Genomic DNA, 17486 nt, shown 5'->3' on the forward strand with positions numbered 1-17486 from the left:
CTGGCCCCTTTTCGTTAAAGCTTCAGCCGTTCCAGCCGTTTGTAATGCGGCAGGGCTTGGTCGCACAGCCGCTGAAACTCTGGCGACAGCGCAGGCAAATCGCCCTCAGGATCATCAAACCCGGTGGAGGCGTGAACCGCATTGTACCAATGCGGCGCCCAGACCCCGTCGAACGGTTTTGGCCCGGCGGGCCAGCGCAACATGCGGTCGGTGAAGGGAATGTTCAGCGACGCGCATAGGCGCGAGAGGGTTTCACGCGGGGTGGCGCGGATGTCGGCGCTGTCGATGACAAGCGGGGCATGGCCCAGCCAATCGGCGACCTCATCAAACAGTTCCGCCTGCTGGACAAAGCCAATGTCAGCCAATTCTGGTGCTTCACGCTTTTTGGCATAGCTAGCGATCACCCGCGCCGGATGGCGGATGAGGAACACATTGGTCAGCCCGCGCATGAATCCCCGGTCAAACTCGGGGACCATGTGCAGGGTCATGTGCTTTTGGTAAAACAGGCTGTGTTCGGCGTATAGAGGCGCAAGGCAGGCCTCAGCAACCGCCCGAGGGTCAGCCAAACCAGCTGCAATGACCTCATCGCGCATCGGGTGATCCATGCCAGTCTTGTGCAGATAGGCGGCGTAAAACGGCTCGTCCCAGACCTGACAATCGCCCCGCGCCGCAAAGGAATACATCATGGCAGTGGACAGGTTGCGCGGGCCTGACCACATGGCAATGCGCTGAGGATCCGGGGTCATGCGCCCACCAGTTTCTTGTAAAGCCCGCGCAGCCGTTCGGTCATTGGGCCCATCTGGCCCGTGCCAATGACCCGCCCGTCAATCATGCCAACCGGGGTTTGCGCGCCGAAGGTGCCTGTCAAGAACGCCTCATCCGCCGAATAGGTGTCGACCAGCGAGAAGTTCCGCTCAAAGACCGGGATGTCATTGGCGCGGCACAGGTCGATCACCTTCTGCCGGGTGATTCCGTTCATGCAATAATCACCCGTGCTGGTCCAAACCTGCCCTTTCTTCACGATAAAGAAGTTGCAGGCGTTGGTGGTGTTCACAAAGCCATGCACATCCAGCATCAGCGCCTCATCCGCGCCCGCCTTTTCGGCGGCAATGCAGGCAAGGATGCAGTTCAGCTTAGAATGCGAGTTCAGCTTCGGGTCCTGCGTCATCGGCAGGCCGCGAAGATGGGGAACAGTCGCCAGCTTGATCGGGCGCGGCAGCTTTTGGCGGCTGTGCTCCATGATGATCACCATGGTCGGGCCGCGCTGGCTGAGTTTCGGGTGCTGGAAAGGCCGGGTCTTGACGCCCCGCGTGACCATCAGCCGGGCATGGGCATCATTGGTCATGCCATTGGCTTTTTGTGTCTCTAACAAGGCGTTAGTGACGCTTTCCTTGGTCATGCCGATATCAAGATCAATGGCCTTTGCCGCCTCGAACAGCCGATCCATATGTTCGTCCACAAAGGACCAACGGCCATTGTAAAGCCGGATGCCTTCCCAGACGCCATCACCCAACATGAAGCCGGAGTCATAGACCGACACCATGGCTTCGGCCTTCGGCACGATACGGCCATTCACCCAGATCTGGATTTTCTCATTGCGGGCATCATCTTCTGCCTGATGGGTTGAGACATGGTCTGTCATCAAAGCCTCCTTATGTTTGGCGGCAGGCTAAGGGGACGGCGCGCAAAGGCCAAGGGGGCGCATCACCTGTGCGTGACCTCACGCGGGGGTGAGTTGCGCCAAAGGCCAAAGGCGGCAACCGTGGCGGACGTGATGACAAAGGAGAGCGCTCATGCAGCGGTGGAAGATTTTGGCAGCGGTTGCGCTTGTCGGGCTGGGCATTGCCAGCGCCGCCAGCGCTAAGACCGAAAAGGCAATCGTCGCGGGCGGCTGTTTTTGGTGCGTTGAGTCGGATTTCGAGCCGGTTGCCGGGGTGATCGACGTTGTCTCGGGCTATACCGGCGGCGATCTGGCCAATCCGACCTATGAGAACCACGAGGGTCATTATGAGGCGGTCGAGATCACCTTTGATTCCTCCAAGATCAGCTATGACGAGTTGATCGCCAAATTCCTGCGCTCGGTTGATGTGACCGATGATGGCGGGCAATTCTGCGACCGGGGCAGCGCCTATCGCACGGCGATTTTCGCGGGCAATGCGGCACAGGAAGCATCTGCCAAGGCCGCGATTGCAGAGGCCGAGGCGGTTCTGGGCGCGGCTGTGGTGACGCCGGTGCTTGCGGCGGGCACGTTCTGGATCGCCGAGGACTACCATCAAGATTACTACAAGGGCACAAACCTGATCCTGACGCGCGCCGGGCCGAAAAAGCAGTCAAACGCCTACAAGTTCTACCGCGAGTCCTGTGGCCGTGACGCGCGGGTTCGGCAAGTTTGGGGCGATCAGGCTTTTACCAAGTGATCCGGCGCGCGGCTTCGCCCGCGCGCCCACCCTGCCCCGATGTCAGCCCACCTTGCAGGCGGCCATGACGGCCATGTTCAGAATGTCATTCACCGTCGAATTGGTGGAACAGATCTGAATGGGCTTTGTCACGCCCGTCAGAATGGGGCCAATCACCGTGGCGCCCGCCATTTCCTGCATCAACTTGACCGAGATCGAAGCTGAGTGCCGCGCCGGAACCACCAGAATATTGGCGGGCCCGGTCAGGCGGCAAAACGGATACTGCGCCATCACATCGGCATTCAGCGCCACATCGACGGTCATTTCGCCTTCGTATTCGAAATCGACCCCCATCCGATCCAGAACCTTGGGCGCGACATGCATCTTGGTGGCGCGCTCGGACACCGGATATCCAAAGGTCGAGAAGGAAACGAAGGCAACCCGCGGCTCAAGCCCAAGGTTGCGCGCCACGCCAGCCGCCTTGATGGCGATGGTGGCCAAGTCATTCTCATCAGGCCATTCATGCACAAGCGTATCGGCGATCAGCACGATCCGGCCCTTGTTCAAAAGCGCCGTCACACCCACTGCCCCATCGGACGCCTTGGCATCGAAAACATGGTTGATCAGGCTTAAGACATGGGCCGATTTGCGCGTGACCCCGGTGATAAGCCCGTCACCATGGCCGTGTTGCAGCATCAACGCCGAGAACACATGCCGGTCCCTCGCGGCAAGGCGGTGCACGTCATGGCGATCAAACCCGTTGCGCTGCAGGCGTTGGTAAAGAAAATCCTTGTACTGATCGAGATGGCGAGAATTGGCCGCGTTCACGATTTCCAACTCGCGCATCGCGTCGCCAAGGCCCGCGATTTCCAGCTTTTCCTTCACATCCGCATCACGCCCCACGACGAGCGCTTTGCCAAGCCCAGCGCGTTGATAGGCCACGGCGGCGCGCAGCACGCGGGGGTCGTCACCTTCGGCAAAAATCATCCGGGCTTGCGCCTGCTTGGCGCGGGCATGGATGCCTTGAAGGATAGACGCGGTCGGGTCCATCCGCGCCTTGAGCGTTTGCTCATAGGCTTTCAGGTCCACGATCGGGCGACGCGCGACGCCAGTATCCATGCCAGCCTTGGCAACGGCGGGCGGGATGACGTAGATCAGCCGCGGATCAAAGGGTGTGGGAATGATGTAATCGCGCCCGAACGAAAGCTTGCGGCCATAGGCCATCGCCACCTCATCCGGCACATCTTCGCGGGCAAGGGCGGCCAAAGCGCGGGCGCAGGCGATTTTCATCTCGTCGTTGATGGCGCGGGCGTGGATGTCGAGGGCGCCCCGGAACAGATAGGGGAAGCCCAGCACATTGTTGACCTGATTTGGGTAATCACTGCGCCCGGTGGCCACGATGGCATCGGCGCGGACGGCATGTGCCTCTTCGGGGGTGATTTCCGGGTCAGGGTTGGCCATGGCAAAGATCACCGGGTTGTCGGCCATGGAGGCGACCATCTCGGGCGTCACGGCGCCCTTGACCGACACGCCCAAAAACACATCAGCGCCCACCATCGCCTCTTCCAGAGAGCGGTGATCGGTACGCGCGGCGTGGGCGGATTTCCACTGGTTCATCCCCTCGGTGCGGCCCTGATAGATCACGCCTTTGGTGTCACACATGATGCAGTTGTCATGCCGCGCGCCCATGGTTTTCAGCAGTTCGAGACAAGCAATGCCCGCAGCCCCTGCCCCGTTTAGAACGATCTTACAGTCCTCAATCTTCTTGCCGGTCATTTCGAGGGCGTTGATCAAGCCTGCCGCACAAATCACCGCTGTGCCATGCTGATCATCGTGGAACACCGGAATGTCCATGATTTCCTTCAAGCGCTGTTCGATGATGAAGCATTCTGGCGCCTTGATGTCCTCAAGGTTGACGCCGCCAAAGGTTGGCCCCATCAGAGAGATCGCCTTGATGATCTCATCAGCGTCTTCGGTATCCAGCTCGATATCAATCGCGTTGATGTCGGCAAAGCGCTTGAACAGGACCGCCTTGCCTTCCATCACCGGTTTGGACGCGAGCGCCCCAAGGTTCCCCAAGCCCAGAATGGCGGTCCCGTTCGAGATGACGGCAACCATATTCCCCTTCACCGTATAGTCATAGGCAGTGGCCGGATTGTCGGCGATGGCCTGCACCGGAACGGCGACGCCAGGGGAATAGGCGAGCGACAAATCGCGCTGCGTGGCCATAGGCGTTGAGGCGACGACGTCATATTTGCCGGGGCGCGGCTCCAGATGATAGGCAAGCGCTTCTTCGGGGGTAATCTTGGTCTTTGTCATCAGAGGCCATCTTTTTGCACGCCCAAAGCTCTTAGCGCCCGCAGAGCGATCTGCATAGACGGCGCATTCGGGCTTTTCGCCACAGTTGGGCTTTTGTAGGGTCGTGGCCACCAAGGGGAGAACACCGTGAGCGATGACACCGTCACGCCGATGATGGCGCAGTATCTGGAGATCAAGGCGCAGAACCCCGGCGCGCTCTTGTTCTACCGGATGGGCGATTTCTACGAGATGTTCTTTGACGATGCTGTGGCCGCCGCTGAGGCGCTGGACATTGCGCTGACCAAGCGCGGTTTTCATCTGGGGGAACCGATTGCGATGTGCGGCGTGCCGGTACATGCGGCTGAGGGGTATCTTTTGTCCCTGATCCGCAAGGGCTTTCGTGTGGCGATCGCCGAGCAGATGGAAGACCCGGCCGAAGCGAAGAAGCGCGGGTCGAAGTCGGTGGTCCGGCGTGATGTGGTGCGGTTGGTCACGCCCGGAACGCTGACTGAGGATTCCCTGCTGGAGGCGCGGCGGCACAATTACCTGGCTGCTTGGGCCGAGGTTCGGGATGAGGCGGCGCTGGCCTGGGCCGATATCTCGACCGGGGAGTTGCGGGTGATGGTTTGCCCGCAGGTCCGGCTGGCACCGGAGCTGGCGCGGCTGGCCCCGCGTGAGGTTTTGGTGAGCGAGGCGCGAGAGCGCGACCTTTACGCCCTGATCGAAGAGTCCGGCGCTGCGGTGACCGCCTTGGCGCGGGGCAGTCTGGATTCGACGTCGGCCGAAAAGCGGCTCTGTGGGCTGTTTGGTGTCGCATCTCTCGACGCCTTCGGCAGCTTTGACCGGGCCGAAATCTCGGCCATGGGGGCGCTGGTTGAGTATCTGGATCTGACGCAAAGGGGCAAACTGCCGCTCTTGCGCGCGCCGCAGAAAGAGGCGCCGGGCGGGTTGATGCAGATCGACGCAGCAACGCGGCGCAATCTGGAGATCACGCAGGCGCTGTCTGGCGGACGAGAGGGGTCGCTTTTGGCGGCGGTGGATCGCACGGTCACGGCGGCGGGCGCGCGATTGCTGGAGCGGCGGCTGTCGGGGCCGTCGCGCGACTTGGGCGTGATTAGCGCACGGCTGGAAGCGGTGCGGTTTTTGAAGGATCAACCCAGCCTTCGTGAGGCTTTGCGGGCAGAGCTGCGGCGGGTGCCGGATATGGACCGGGCCCTGTCACGATTGGCCTTGGATCGCGGTGGGCCGCGCGATTTGACGGCGATCCGCGCCGGGATTTCTGGCGCGCTCAGGGTGTCAGACATGCTCGTCGTCGGCGTGCCGCCGCTCCTCGCGACAGCGGCGCGGGCGCTTGTGGGGCATGAGGTGCTGAGCGCGCTTCTGGAGGAGGCGCTGGTCGCGGAACCGCCGCTGCTGGTGCGAGACGGGGGCTTTGTCGCAACAGGTTTCGATGCAGAGCTGGATGAGACGCGGCAGTTGCGCGACGAGGGGCGCGGCGTGGTTGCCGGAATGCAGGCCGATTATATTGCGGCGACCGGGATTCAGAGCCTGAAGATCAAGCACAACAATGTGCTGGGCTATTTCATCGAGACGACGACAACCCACGCCGATAAGATGTTCGCCCCACCCCTGTCAGAAACCTTCATTCATCGGCAAACCACGGCCAATCAGGTGCGGTTCACCACCTTGCCCTTGAGCGAGATCGAGACGCGGATTCTGAATGCTGGAAACCATGCGGTCGAGATCGAAAAGCGTCACTATGAGGCGTTTAGAGTCGCAGTTTTGCAAGAGAGCGGCCCGATCTCGGGCGCGGCGCGGGCCTTGGCGGAGATTGATTTGGCCGCCGCCTTGGCCGATCTGGCTGCGGCAGAGGACTGGGTGGAGCCGGAGGTGGATGCAAGCCATGCCTTTGTGGTGCAGGGCGGGCGGCATCCAGTGGTGGAGCGCGCCTTGCGGCGGCAGGGTGCTGGGCCCTTTGTGGCCAATGACTGCGCTTTGACCGAGGAAACGACCCCGGCGATCTGGCTGTTGACCGGGCCGAACATGGCAGGGAAATCAACCTTTCTGCGCCAGAACGCCCTGATCGCGCTTTTGGCGCAGGCAGGGAGCTTTGTGCCCGCCCGGCGGGCGCATATCGGGGTGGTCAGCCAGCTTTTCAGCCGCGTGGGGGCGAGTGATGATCTTGCCCGGGGCCGGTCGACCTTTATGGTGGAGATGGTCGAGACGGCCGCGATCTTGAACCAAGCGGACGATCGGGCGCTGGTGATTCTGGACGAGATTGGCCGGGGAACCGCAACCTATGACGGGCTGTCGATTGCCTGGGCGACGCTGGAGCATCTGCACGGCGCGAACCGCTGTCGCGCTCTCTTTGCAACGCATTATCATGAGATGACCAATCTCGCCTCGAAACTAGACGGGGTGGAGAATGCCACGGTTGCGGTGAAGGAGTGGGAGGGCGATCTGGTCTTTCTGCACGAGGTCAGGAAGGGGGCTGCGGACCGCAGCTATGGGGTTCAGGTCGCCCGGCTGGCCGGACTGCCGCCGGCCGTGATTGACCGGGCCCGTTCGGTTCTGGAGGCGCTGGAATCGGGGGAGCGGGAGGGCGCGGGGCGGCAGAAGGCGCTGATTGACGATCTGCCCTTGTTCCGGGCCGCCCCGCCATCGGCCCCTGCAAAGGCCGCGAGCCGCGAGTCACAGGTCGAAGCGCGGCTGAAGGCGGTTCACCCGGATGAGCTGACGCCGAAAGAGGCTTTGGCCCTGATTTATGAACTGGCAGAGATGGTAAAAGGGGGCCTTGGCCCCCCAAAGCAAAGCTGACGCTTAGCCAGCGGTGTTGGACGACACGCCGACCTGAGCCGGACGCAACAGCCGGTCGTGTAGGAGGAAGCCAACCGACATGACCTGAATAATCTGACCGGCCTTGGTTCCCGGAAGGGGGGCCTCGAACATCGCTTCGTGCTGTTGGGGATCAAAGCTGTCGCCAATGGCCGGTTCAATCGGGGCAACGCCATGTTTTGTCAGGACATTCGTCAGCTCGCGCAGAGTCAGCTCAACCCCTTCGATCAGCGCGGAAGCGCTGGTGCGGGTTTCGTCGCTGGCGGCATCAAGCGCGCGCTTGAGGTTGTCAAACACCGGCAGAAGGTCGCGGGCAAGGCGGGAGCCGCCGTATTGTTCAGCCTCGCGCCGATCGCGTTCGGCACGCTTGCGGGAGTTTTCAGCATCCGCCAGCGCGCGCATGAAGCGGTCGCGCAGCTCATCACGCTCGGCCCGCAGGGCGTCAAGCTCATCTGCGGTGATGAAGTCTGCAACGTCATTGGCAGCGGGATCGGTGGCGTTGGTCTCTTCGGGGGGCAAATTGTCTTGCGCCATGGTCTGCTTCCTTCTTTGTCCTGCTTTGGGCTAGCCCCTGCCGCGTTCTGACAGGAGTTTGCCGACCAGCTGCGCCGTATAATCGACGATCGGAACGATGCGGCCATAGTTGAGCCGCGTCGGTCCGATCACGCCGACGGCGCCGATGATCTGTCGATCAGCGTTCATATAGGGAGAGACGACCAGAGAGGAACCCGAAAGTGAAAAAAGCTTGTTCTCAGAACCGATAAAAATGCGCACGCCTTCGCCGCCCTCAGTCAGATCTAGGAATTCGGCGATGTCACGCTTGCGTTCGAGGTCATCGAAAAGGCGGCGAATGCGTTCGATGTCATGGACTTCGTTCGTATCGCTGAGGAGATTCGAGCGGCCGCGCACGATCAACCGATCGGGTTGGTCGTCTTGAGGCTGCCAGACGGCAAGACCGCTTTCGACAAGCTCACGGGCCAGCGAATCAACCTCCTGACGGCGTTGGGTGATTTCTTGACCGATGTTGAGCCGCAGCTCGGCGAGGGTTCTGCCTTCGACCAGGGCGTTAAGGAAGTTTGCGGCCTCACGCATCGAGGACGGGGTTTGGCCGGTGGGCGGCACGATCATCCGGTTTTCGACGTGTCCGTTGGCAAAGACGAGAACCACGAGGGCGCGGTCGGGGGCGAGGCTGACGAACTCGATGTGCTTGATGACCGCATCTTGTTTGGGCGACAGGACAAGGCTGGCGCCATTGGTGATCGCTGAAAGGGTTGTGCTGACCTGATCGAGAAGGGTTGTGACGTCTTTTTCGCCCGTGGACAAAGCGGCATCCATGATTTCGCGGTCTTCGGAGGCCACAGAGCCGACCTCAAGCAGGCTGTCGACGAAGAGCCGCAGGCCCTGCTGTGTGGGAATGCGCCCTGCGGAGATGTGGGGGCTGTCGAGCAGGCCCAGATGTTCAAGATCCTGCATCACGTTGCGCACTGTGGCGGCTGAGAGGCGCTCGGTCATGCTGCGGGTCAAGGTGCGCGAACCGACGGGGCCGCCCGAGGAGAGATAGCTTTCGACCACACGGCGAAAGACCTCTCGGGAGCGGTCGTTGAGTTCTGAGAGAAGGTTTTCGCTGTAGGTCATGGCACAATGAGTATGGACGGGATGCGGCCAGCGTCAATGAGGGTTGCATCACAAGGACGCTCCGGCCTATTTGGCATAAGACAGTTCAGGAGAAGAATGATGCGTCCATCGGGCCGGAAGCTAGACGAATTGCGCAATGTGGTGATCGAGATCAACCCGATGCGGCATGCCGAGGGGTCCTGTCTTATCAAGATGGGGGAGACCCATGTCTTGTGCTCGGCATCGCTTGAAGAAAAGACCCCGCCTTTCTTGAAGAACACCGGGCTTGGCTGGGTGACTGCAGAGTATGGGATGTTGCCCAGGGCAACAAACTCTCGGACAAAGCGTGAGGCCGCAGCAGGCAAGCAATCTGGAAGAACCCAGGAAATTCAAAGACTTATTGGTAGGTCGCTCCGGGCGTGTGTGGATCGCGCCGCGCTGGGTGAGCGTCAGATCGTGATTGACTGCGATGTGATTCAGGCTGATGGCGGGACGCGCTGTGCGTCTATCACCGGCGGGTGGGTGGCTTTGCGGTTGGCGGTTAATCGGCTTTTGGCCGCGGGCGCCATCAGCAGCGATCCGATTATCGACCATGTGTCGGCGGTCTCTTGCGGTATTTATGCGGGTCAGCCCGTGTTGGATCTGGACTATCCCGAGGATTCCAACGCGGGAACGGACGGCAATTTTGTGCTAACCGGGCGCGGCAGGCTGGTTGAGGTTCAGATGTCTGCCGAGGGAAGCAGCTTTTCGCATGATGACATGCTGTCGCTGTTGGCGCTTGCGAAGACCGGCTGCGCTGATCTGGTGGCGGCGCAGAAGGCTGCGCTGGGGCTATGACCGGGCGACGGTTTACGGGCGGCACGTTGGTTCTTGCAACGCACAACCAAGGGAAGGTTGATGAGCTTGTCGCGCTGCTGGCGCCGTTTGGGGTGTCTGTGACGTCGGCATCTGACTTCGGTCTGGATGCGCCGGAGGAGACCGAAACGAGCTTTGTCGGGAATGCGCGGCTCAAGGCGCATCATGTTGCGCAGGCAACCGGATTGCCGGCGTTGGCCGACGATTCGGGGATTGAGATTGACGTTCTAGGTGGGGCTCCAGGGGTTTACACAGCTGATTGGGCCGAGGGTCCGGGCGGGCGCGACTTTCTGCGGGCCATGGAGAAGGCGTGGGGGCTGATCGTAGAGACGGGTGCCGCGCCGCCATTCTCGGCACGGTTTCGCTGCGCTTTGGTTTTGGCCTGGCCGGATGGGCATGAAGAGGTGTTTGAGGGTGCGGCGGAGGGTCAGTTGGTTTGGCCGCTGCGTGGCGCACTGGGGCATGGGTATGACCCGATGTTTCAGCCTCAGGGGCATGACCTGACCTTTGCGGAAATGAGTGGTCCGCAAAAAAACCAGTTAAGCCATCGCGCTGCGGCCTTCCGTCAGATGACCTCCGAATGTTTCACGTGAAACATTCCAGGCCCATACTTACGGGCGGCCCGAGTCTACATACGCCCGCTTCGCGGTGCCCAGGCCACCCAGGCAAGCTGCGCCCTAACTGCGGATCCGAGCTGGGGCGCCACCTTAGACGAACCGAAACCAAGAGGTGACACCGTGCAGACCCCTGCCGCGCCCAACATGACTGCCCATGACTGGCAAGCTGGCGGCTTCGGTCTTTACATCCATTGGCCGTTTTGTGAATCCAAGTGTCCCTATTGCGATTTCAACAGCCATGTCGCTGAGCGGGTCGATCAGTACGCCTGGCTTGAGGCTTACCGCTCGGAGATTAGCCGACAAGCGGCCAAAACGCACGGGCGCGTGCTGCAAACGGTTTACTTTGGCGGTGGAACCCCATCCCTGATGACGCAGGACGTGGTCGCGGGGATCATCGAATGCGTTCGCGATAACTGGCGGACAGTGAACGACCTTGAGATCACACTCGAGGCCAATCCCGGCTCCGTCGAGGCGGCGAGGTTCGAAGGATATCGTCGCGCGGGTGTTAATCGGGTCTCTCTCGGCGTCCAAGCACTGGATGACGCGGCGCTTCGGGCGCTCGGACGCATGCACTCCAAGCAGCAAGCACTCAAGGCGCTTGAGATTGCGAAAAGCACGTTCGATCGAGTGAGCTTTGATCTCATCTACGCACGCCAGTTTCAGTCGCTTACCGAGTGGCAATCAGAGCTCAGCGAAGCGCTAAACTTCGCAGGCGACCATCTCTCGCTTTATCAACTGACGATCGAGGACGGCACAGCTTTCGCGGCACGCGCAGCGCGGGGAAAGCTGGCGGGATTGCCGAGCGAAGACCTTTCAGCGGATATGTATGACCTTACCCAAGACCTTTGTGGCGCTGCAGGATTACCTGCCTATGAGGTGTCAAACCACGCCACGCCGGGATCAGAGTCACGCCACAACATGATCTATTGGCGCGGTGGCGACTACATAGGGGTCGGCCCGGGCGCGCATGGGCGCGTGACACGCGATGATGGCCGTTTCGCAACCGAGGCCTTCAGGGACCCAACGGCTTGGCTCAGCGCCGTGTCGTCTGAAAAAGGTGGTGATCGCCCCTGGGAAAAGCTCTCGCGTGAGGATGTCGCGCTCGAGTATTTGCTGATGTCGCTTCGAACAAACGAAGGCTTAAACCTTGAGCGTTACGCCAAGATGGCCGAAAGACAGATTCCCGAACACAGACTCGTCCCCCTCATTGATCTCGGCCTAATCTCACGGGACGAAGGCTGGCTCAAAACAACCAGATCAGGAAGACTTGTGTTGAACGGAATCCTAAAAGACCTTGCGGCAGACTAAGAAACCCGCCCCCAGGCCTCAAATCTTGCGCAGGCTGGCATCCAGCGCCGCGGCAGAAAGCGCGCCGCACAACAGATCAAGCTGATCAAGGTTACCGTAGGTGATCGTTAGCCGGCCACCACCGGAGAGATCGTGATCAATACGGACGCCCATCTCAAGGCCAGCAGAAAGATCTGCCTCGAGTGCGCGCGTATCGGCATCCTTCTCATTCGGGCCTGATCCCTTTCTGGAGCGAGAACCAGGGACGGCCGATTTTCTGACCAACGCTTCCGTTTCGCGAACGGAAAGGCCTTTCCCAACAACCTTGAGCGCGAGTTCAAGCGGATTCGGCAGCGTGATCAGCGCCCGCGCATGTCCGGCAGACAAACCGCCAGCGGCCACCATAGACTGAACCTCCTCAGGCAGCGAAAGAAGCCGCAAAAGATTGGCGATGTGGCTCCGACTTCTTGAAAGCGCCTCAGCGACCTTTTCTTGCGTATGGCCAAACCGATCCATCAACTGCCGATAAGCCAGCGCCTCCTCAATCGGGTTCAACTCAGCGCGCTGAATATTCTCAATAATCGCAATCTCCAAAACCTCGGAATCCGAAAAATCGCGAAGAATTGCAGGGACAGCGTGCAGCTGAGCAAGTTGCGCCGCACGCCATCTCCGCTCACCCGCAACGATCTCAAACTTCGTCGGTCCAGAGATTGGGCGCAGAATCAAGGGCTGGATGATCCCCTTACGTCGGATTGAATCCGCCAGATCCTTCAAAGAGGCATCATCAAAATGGCGACGGGGCTGATGCGGGTTTGGCTGAATATCCTCGACCGCAACCATAAGATCAGGGCGCCGCGTGGGGGCGGCGTCTTGGTCGTCATGCGTCAAGTTGATATCAGCCATAAGCGCCGAGAGACCACGCCCAAGCCCGCGCCGATCACTTTTCTTGTCCATCGCCCTGCCCCTTAACGTTAACTTTACCGACCAGTGGGTGTCTTGCCAGAATCTCTTTCGCCAGCGCCCGATAGGCCACCGAGCCCTTGGATGACCCATCATAGGTCAACACGGGCTGCGCATAGGACGGGGCTTCGCTGACACGCACATTGCGCGGTATTGTTGTCTTAAAAACAAGCTCTCCAAGCGCATCTCGCGCATCGTATTCCACCTGTTGCGCCAAGCGGTTCCGCAGATCATGCATCGTTAAAAGCACGCCCTCAATGCGCAGCGTCGGATTTGCGGCCTGACGCACCTCGCGGATCGTCAGCATCAACTGCGACAACCCTTCCAAAGCAAAAAACTCAGTCTGAAGCGGCACCAGAACAGCATGGCTTGCCACCAACCCATTCACCGTCAACACATTAAGCGATGGCGGGCAATCGATAAGGATGTAGTCAAGATTAAAGGATGAAACATCCGGCTGCCGCAGCGCGTCGTGCAAAAGGAAGCTGCGCTTTTCCCTAGAAACAAGCTCTATGTCCGCCGATGACAGATCCGAGGACGCTGGGCAAAGATAAAGGCCCGAGATCGCCGTCTCTTGCACAACCTCACCAATCGCAACCTCGTCCACAAGCAAATCAAACGTCGAGAGCTTCCGCTGCGCGGGCGCGATGCCAAGCCCAGTCGACGCGTTCCCCTGCGGGTCGAGATCAACAAGAAGCACCCTCGCGCCGCATTCAACAAAGGCAGCCGCCAGATTGATCGCTGTCGTTGTCTTGCCGACCCCGCCCTTTTGATTGACCACCGCAAGAATGCGAGGCGTTGATGGGGCAACAAATTCAGACATGACGAAGGCCCCTCAGAAACAGGATCGAAGACCGGCTATCGGTAACACTTGTGACGCGGTCAAGGTCAAATCGCCATGCCTTCTCAGCCTCGACAATCTCGGCCTCCACTGTGGCGCCCTTCATAAAGGCGCAGATGCCGCCCGGGCGAACATGTCTGAAGCCAAAAGCACATAGAGATTGCAACGGCGCGAGCGCTCTCGCTGACACGACGCAAGCGTTCTGCGCTGCGAGATCTTCGATCCGTGACGGGTAGACAGCCGCAGAAAGTCCCAGCTGACGAATGCATTCGCCCAGAAACACGCCCTTCCGACGGTCGCTTTCCACCAGAGAAACCCGCATTTCTGGCATCGCCTCGGCGGCCAAAATCGCAACGACTATGCCCGGGAAACCGCCCCCGCTCCCCAAATCAAGCCAAGTTCTCTGGTCAGGCCTTGCAATCTGAAAGAGCTGAATGGAATCAAGGATATGCCGGTGCCAAATGTCACCGATTGTCGACTTGGCGACGACATTGATCGACGGATTCCACTTTTCTACAAGCCGTTCGAACTGGACGAGCCGGTCAAGGCTAATATCCGAGACGCCGCCCTGCACGCCAATTGCGTGCTCTATTTCATGAAGACGCATCATCGCCCGGCGGCCGCACGTCTGGCCTTCTTGATATGCGCAAGGATAAGGGCGAGCGCCGCCGGCGTCATGCCTTCGATGCGCGACGCCTGCGCCAGAGTTTCGGGTCGCCGCAAGAACAGCTTACCAGCCAGCTCCCCCGAAAGACCTGGAAGGCCGCGATACTCCAGATCTGGTGGGATCAGCGTCTCTTCCTCACGGCGCATGGCGGCAATGTCATTCTCTTGCCGGTCAAGGTACTGCTGATAAAGCGCATCATTCTCAATCTGCGTGCGGATTGCCGGATCGATCTTGGCGGCTTCGGGCTGCAGCGCATTGATTTGCTCACGCGTCACCTCGGGCATCGACAACAAACGCAGCAAGGTGCGACGCCCGCTGTCCATGTTGACGTTGATACCCGCCGCACGAAGTTCTTTAGGGCTAAAGCTGCTGTTCGACAGAATCTCCCGGCCAGCCTCAAGTGCCGTGATCTTTTGCTCGAAGGCCGCCATGCGATCTGGTCGTACGCAGCCCAGCCCAACGCCCATAGGTGTCAGGCGCTGATCCGCATTATCCGCCCGCAGGGCAAGCCTGAACTCAGCCCGCGATGTAAACATGCGATAGGGTTCGGTCACGCCGCGATGAATAAGATCATCGATCAACACGCCAATATAGCTGTCTGCGCGCCCAAACAGGATCTTCTCACCGCCCCGCGCATAACTGGCTGCGTTAAGTCCAGCGACCAAACCCTGCGCAGCCGCCTCTTCATAACCCGTTGTGCCATTGATTTGACCCGCAAAAAACAGGCCCTCCAAGTCACGCGTCATGAGCGTCTGGGTCAGATCGCGAGGATCAAAGAAATCATATTCGATCGCATAGGCTGGCTGGAGGATTTTGACATCCTCAAGGCCCACAATCGATCTCACATAGGCCTCTTGGACCTCCAGCGGCAAGGAAGAGGAAATACCATTGGGGTAAATCGTGTCGTCATCCAGTCCTTCTGGCTCCAGAAAGATCTGATGCGATGTCTTGTCGGCAAATCGAACGACCTTGTCTTCGATCGACGGGCAGTACCGCGGTCCAACACCTTCGATATGACCGCCGTACATGGCGGAGAGGTGGATGTTCTTGCGGATGATTTCATGGGTGGCCTCATTGGTATGGGTCACACCACACGACACCTGCCGAACCACCGGCCCAGCGCTCATAAAGGAAAACAACGACGGCTCGTCATCACCGGGCTGCTCTTCGGTCCGCGACCAGTCAATGGTCTTGCCATCGAGCCTGGGCGGGGTCCCCGTCTTCAATCGCCCGGTCTTCAAGCCGAGATCGCCCATCTGATCAGCAAGCTTGATCGAGGGCAAATCTCCCATCCTGCCACCAGAGGTACGGCTGGTTCCAATATGAATCAGGCCGTGAAGAAACGTCCCAGCCGTCAGAATTCCAGACCGGCCAGAAATAACGCTCCCATCCGCCAACTCAACACCCGCAAACCGACCGGAGTCGAGCGTGAGGCCCGTCACCTCCCCCTCAATCACCGTCAGGTTCTCTTCTTTGGCAAGAAGCCCTTGAATCGCCTCGCGGTACAGTTTGCGATCTGTTTGCGCCCGCGGCCCTTGAACGGCCGGTCCCTTTCGCCGGTTCAACAGTCTGAACTGAATCCCGGCGCGATCTGCAGCGCGCGCCATAACGCCATCAAGGGCGTCTATCTCACGCACGAGGTGGCCCTTTCCCAGGCCCCCAATCGCCGGATTACAGGACATCACGCCGATAGCCGCACGACGCAAAGAGATCAGCGCAGTCGACGCGCCGATGCGGGCAGCTGCCGCAGCCGCTTCCGTGCCGGCATGCCCGCCCCCAATGACGATGACATCAAAATGTTTCACGTGAAACATCCTCACTTTCCGATACAGAACCGCGAGAAAATCTCTTCAAGCAGATCTTCCACACCAACCTTGCCAATCATCATTTCCAGCGACACCGAAGCCGCATGAATCTCCGCCGCAGCAAGCTCCACCCCGGCATCAGCCCGCAGCACAGCCTGAGCAGACTCCAAAGAGGCCATCGCACCAAGCAGGGCGCTGCGCTGACGCTCTCGAATCACAAGACTCGAGCCGGATACGCGCTCACCAAGTACATTTCCAATCCGCGAGATCAAGTCATCAATCCCCGCTCCCGTCTTGCCCGAAACCGCAAGGCCCTCGGAAGACCGAAGATCCCCCTTCGCAAGAACCACAATATCACCCTTTTCCGGCAAAAGCGGCAACGCCTCATCGCCCTCCTTAAGGAAAATCCGCAAGTCGGCCCCGCGCGCACGGTCCAGCCCGCGCGCAATCCCAATCTGCTCCACCCGGTCGTCAGACAAGCGCAACCCCGCCGTATCCAACAAAGTGACCGCCAAGCCGTGGATCTCCATGCGCACCTCGATCACATCCCGCGTCGTACCCGCAATGTCCGATGTAATCGCAGCCTCCCGCCCAGCCAGAGCATTCAGCAGCGTCGACTTGCCGACATTTGGCGCACCCACAATCGCCACCTCAAAGCCGTCTTTGATGCGCTCCGCAGCCAAGGCCCCAGCCAACTCCCGGCCAACTCCATCCCGAACACCACTCAAAAGCCGGACAACCTCGTCCGACACCTCTTCTGGCACATCTTCATCAGAAAAATCGATGGTCACAGCCAAGAGCGCCGAAGCCCGCACCAGATCCGCGCGCCAAAGCTGGGCTTTCCGCCCCAAATCACCCGACATTACCGCGATGGCTTGGCGCCGCTGGGCTTCGGTCTCCGCGTCGATCAGATCAGCCAGACCTTCAATCTGCGTCAGATCCATCCGCCCATTTTCAAGCGCGCGTCGGCTGAATTCGCCCGGCTCCGCAAGGCGCAAACCCGGTTGCACGGCCAAAGCCCGCAACACCGCCCGAACCGTCGCCGTGCCGCCATGAATCTGCAACTCAACGCAGGGTTCCCCGGTAAAGCTCGCCCCGGCCTCAAACACCAGCACAAGCGCCTCGTCCAGCACCCGCCCCTCATGGCGAACCCGGCGAACCCCAGCCTTGCGGGGTGCGGGCAATCCACCACACAGCGCCTCGGCGGCGACCCAAGCTTGATCACCAGACACCCGAATGACGGCAACGCCCGCTTTCCCCCGGGCGCTTGCCAGGGCGAATACTGTATCCATCATTCAACCCCTTGAAAGT

At 60.1% G+C, this 17486-nt stretch carries 15 protein-coding genes; 5 read left to right on the forward strand and 10 right to left on the reverse strand.

Annotated elements, in window-relative coordinates; all coding sequences use genetic code 11:
* Positions 1 to 14: 14 nt before the first annotated feature.
* On the reverse strand, positions 15 to 746 hold the full coding sequence (locus AC72UB_RS00435) for a sulfotransferase-like domain-containing protein (RefSeq protein WP_505188037.1): 732 nt from the start codon (positions 744 to 746) through the stop codon (positions 15 to 17).
* Positions 743 to 1642 carry a D-amino acid aminotransferase gene (locus AC72UB_RS00440; RefSeq protein ID WP_505188038.1) on the reverse strand — a complete coding sequence of 300 codons (900 nt, stop codon included), beginning with the start codon at positions 1640 to 1642 and terminating at the stop codon, positions 743 to 745. Before AC72UB_RS00440 ends, AC72UB_RS00435 begins: the two co-directional genes overlap by 4 nt.
* 151 nt (positions 1643 to 1793) lie before the next feature.
* Here AC72UB_RS00440 and msrA point away from each other — a divergent pair, with 151 nt between their 5' ends.
* A complete protein-coding gene (msrA, locus tag AC72UB_RS00445) occupies positions 1794 to 2417 on the forward strand; it encodes a peptide-methionine (S)-S-oxide reductase MsrA (protein ID WP_505188039.1) in 624 nt (207 codons plus the stop codon).
* Positions 2418 to 2459: 42 nt separating this feature from the next.
* Here msrA and AC72UB_RS00450 read toward each other — a convergent pair whose 3' ends face one another.
* On the reverse strand, positions 2460 to 4715 hold the full coding sequence (locus AC72UB_RS00450) for an NADP-dependent malic enzyme (RefSeq protein ID WP_505188040.1): 2256 nt from the start codon (positions 4713 to 4715) through the stop codon (positions 2460 to 2462).
* 126 nt (positions 4716 to 4841) lie between these two features.
* Between AC72UB_RS00450 and mutS the strand changes: the two genes are divergently transcribed.
* A complete protein-coding gene (mutS, locus tag AC72UB_RS00455) occupies positions 4842 to 7511 on the forward strand; it encodes a DNA mismatch repair protein MutS (protein ID WP_505188041.1) in 2670 nt (889 codons plus the stop codon).
* A 3-nt stretch (positions 7512 to 7514) separates the two neighbouring features.
* On the opposite strand, the gene AC72UB_RS00460 is transcribed toward mutS, so the two are convergent.
* Complete coding sequence (locus AC72UB_RS00460; RefSeq protein ID WP_505188042.1) at positions 7515 to 8063, reverse strand: nucleotide exchange factor GrpE; 549 nt, start codon at positions 8061 to 8063, stop codon at positions 7515 to 7517.
* Between the two features lie 30 nt (positions 8064 to 8093).
* A complete protein-coding gene (hrcA, locus tag AC72UB_RS00465; RefSeq protein ID WP_463290809.1) occupies positions 8094 to 9164 on the reverse strand; it encodes a heat-inducible transcriptional repressor HrcA in 1071 nt (356 codons plus the stop codon).
* Between the two features lie 99 nt (positions 9165 to 9263).
* On the opposite strand from hrcA, the gene rph reads away from it, so the two are divergent.
* The 3 genes from rph to hemW all read left to right on the forward strand — a co-directional run bounded on the left by rph (position 9264) and on the right by hemW (position 11923).
* Complete coding sequence (gene rph / locus AC72UB_RS00470) at positions 9264 to 9980, forward strand: ribonuclease PH (RefSeq protein WP_463290834.1); 717 nt, start codon at positions 9264 to 9266, stop codon at positions 9978 to 9980.
* Positions 9977 to 10591, forward strand: coding sequence for an RdgB/HAM1 family non-canonical purine NTP pyrophosphatase (rdgB, locus tag AC72UB_RS00475; protein ID WP_505188043.1), 615 nt, complete (start codon positions 9977 to 9979; stop codon positions 10589 to 10591). The genes rph and rdgB overlap by 4 nt, the downstream gene beginning before the upstream one ends.
* Positions 10592 to 10759: 168 nt before the next feature.
* A complete protein-coding gene (hemW, locus tag AC72UB_RS00480) occupies positions 10760 to 11923 on the forward strand; it encodes a radical SAM family heme chaperone HemW (RefSeq protein ID WP_505188389.1) in 1164 nt (387 codons plus the stop codon).
* A gap of 18 nt (positions 11924 to 11941) precedes the next feature.
* Here hemW and AC72UB_RS00485 read toward each other — a convergent pair whose 3' ends face one another.
* The 5 genes from AC72UB_RS00485 to mnmE are packed head-to-tail and all read right to left on the reverse strand — an operon-like array spanning position 11942 to position 17467.
* Positions 11942 to 12856 (reverse strand): ParB/RepB/Spo0J family partition protein, encoded by a 915-nt coding sequence (locus AC72UB_RS00485; protein WP_505188044.1) that lies wholly within the window; start codon positions 12854 to 12856, stop codon positions 11942 to 11944.
* Positions 12840 to 13685: a ParA family protein gene (locus AC72UB_RS00490; protein WP_505188045.1), complete on the reverse strand. Its 846-nt coding sequence runs from the start codon at positions 13683 to 13685 to the stop codon at positions 12840 to 12842. The genes AC72UB_RS00485 and AC72UB_RS00490 overlap by 17 nt, the downstream gene beginning before the upstream one ends.
* On the reverse strand, positions 13678 to 14310 hold the full coding sequence (gene rsmG / locus AC72UB_RS00495; protein ID WP_505188046.1) for a 16S rRNA (guanine(527)-N(7))-methyltransferase RsmG: 633 nt from the start codon (positions 14308 to 14310) through the stop codon (positions 13678 to 13680). Before rsmG ends, AC72UB_RS00490 begins: the two co-directional genes overlap by 8 nt.
* The gene (mnmG, locus tag AC72UB_RS00500; protein ID WP_505188390.1) at positions 14310 to 16175 is read right to left on the reverse strand and encodes a tRNA uridine-5-carboxymethylaminomethyl(34) synthesis enzyme MnmG; all 1866 of its coding nucleotides are present in this window, start codon (positions 16173 to 16175) and stop codon (positions 14310 to 14312) included. Before mnmG ends, rsmG begins: the two co-directional genes overlap by 1 nt.
* An 11-nt stretch (positions 16176 to 16186) precedes the next feature.
* A complete protein-coding gene (gene mnmE / locus AC72UB_RS00505; RefSeq protein WP_505188047.1) occupies positions 16187 to 17467 on the reverse strand; it encodes a tRNA uridine-5-carboxymethylaminomethyl(34) synthesis GTPase MnmE in 1281 nt (426 codons plus the stop codon).
* Positions 17468 to 17486: the final 19 nt, after the last annotated feature.

It is taken from the genome of Allotabrizicola aquatica (SeqCode) (assembly GCF_965194375.1).
In the GTDB taxonomy this organism is placed as follows: Bacteria; Pseudomonadota; Alphaproteobacteria; order Rhodobacterales; family Rhodobacteraceae; genus Tabrizicola_A; species Tabrizicola_A aquatica.

Bases quoted from the DNA above. Each gene is read 5' to 3' on its own strand.
- msrA (WP_505188039.1), top strand. From the start codon at position 1,794: ATGCAGCGGTGGAAGATTTTGGCAGCGGTTGCGCTTGTCGGGCTGGGC.
- AC72UB_RS00460 (WP_505188042.1), bottom strand. From the start codon at position 8,063: ATGGCGCAAGACAATTTGCCCCCCGAAGAGACCAACGCCACCGATCCC.
- AC72UB_RS00490 (WP_505188045.1), bottom strand. From the start codon at position 13,685: ATGTCTGAATTTGTTGCCCCATCAACGCCTCGCATTCTTGCGGTGGTC.
- AC72UB_RS00435 (WP_505188037.1), bottom strand. From the start codon at position 746: ATGACCCCGGATCCTCAGCGCATTGCCATGTGGTCAGGCCCGCGCAAC.
- hrcA (WP_463290809.1), bottom strand. From the start codon at position 9,164: ATGACCTACAGCGAAAACCTTCTCTCAGAACTCAACGACCGCTCCCGA.
- AC72UB_RS00450 (WP_505188040.1), bottom strand. From the start codon at position 4,715: ATGACAAAGACCAAGATTACCCCCGAAGAAGCGCTTGCCTATCATCTG.
- rdgB (WP_505188043.1), top strand. From the start codon at position 9,977: ATGACCGGGCGACGGTTTACGGGCGGCACGTTGGTTCTTGCAACGCAC.
- rsmG (WP_505188046.1), bottom strand. From the start codon at position 14,310: ATGCGTCTTCATGAAATAGAGCACGCAATTGGCGTGCAGGGCGGCGTC.
- AC72UB_RS00440 (WP_505188038.1), bottom strand. From the start codon at position 1,642: ATGACAGACCATGTCTCAACCCATCAGGCAGAAGATGATGCCCGCAAT.
- rph (WP_463290834.1), top strand. From the start codon at position 9,264: ATGCGTCCATCGGGCCGGAAGCTAGACGAATTGCGCAATGTGGTGATC.
- AC72UB_RS00485 (WP_505188044.1), bottom strand. From the start codon at position 12,856: ATGGACAAGAAAAGTGATCGGCGCGGGCTTGGGCGTGGTCTCTCGGCG.
- mnmE (WP_505188047.1), bottom strand. From the start codon at position 17,467: ATGGATACAGTATTCGCCCTGGCAAGCGCCCGGGGGAAAGCGGGCGTT.
- hemW (WP_505188389.1), top strand. From the start codon at position 10,760: ATGACTGCCCATGACTGGCAAGCTGGCGGCTTCGGTCTTTACATCCAT.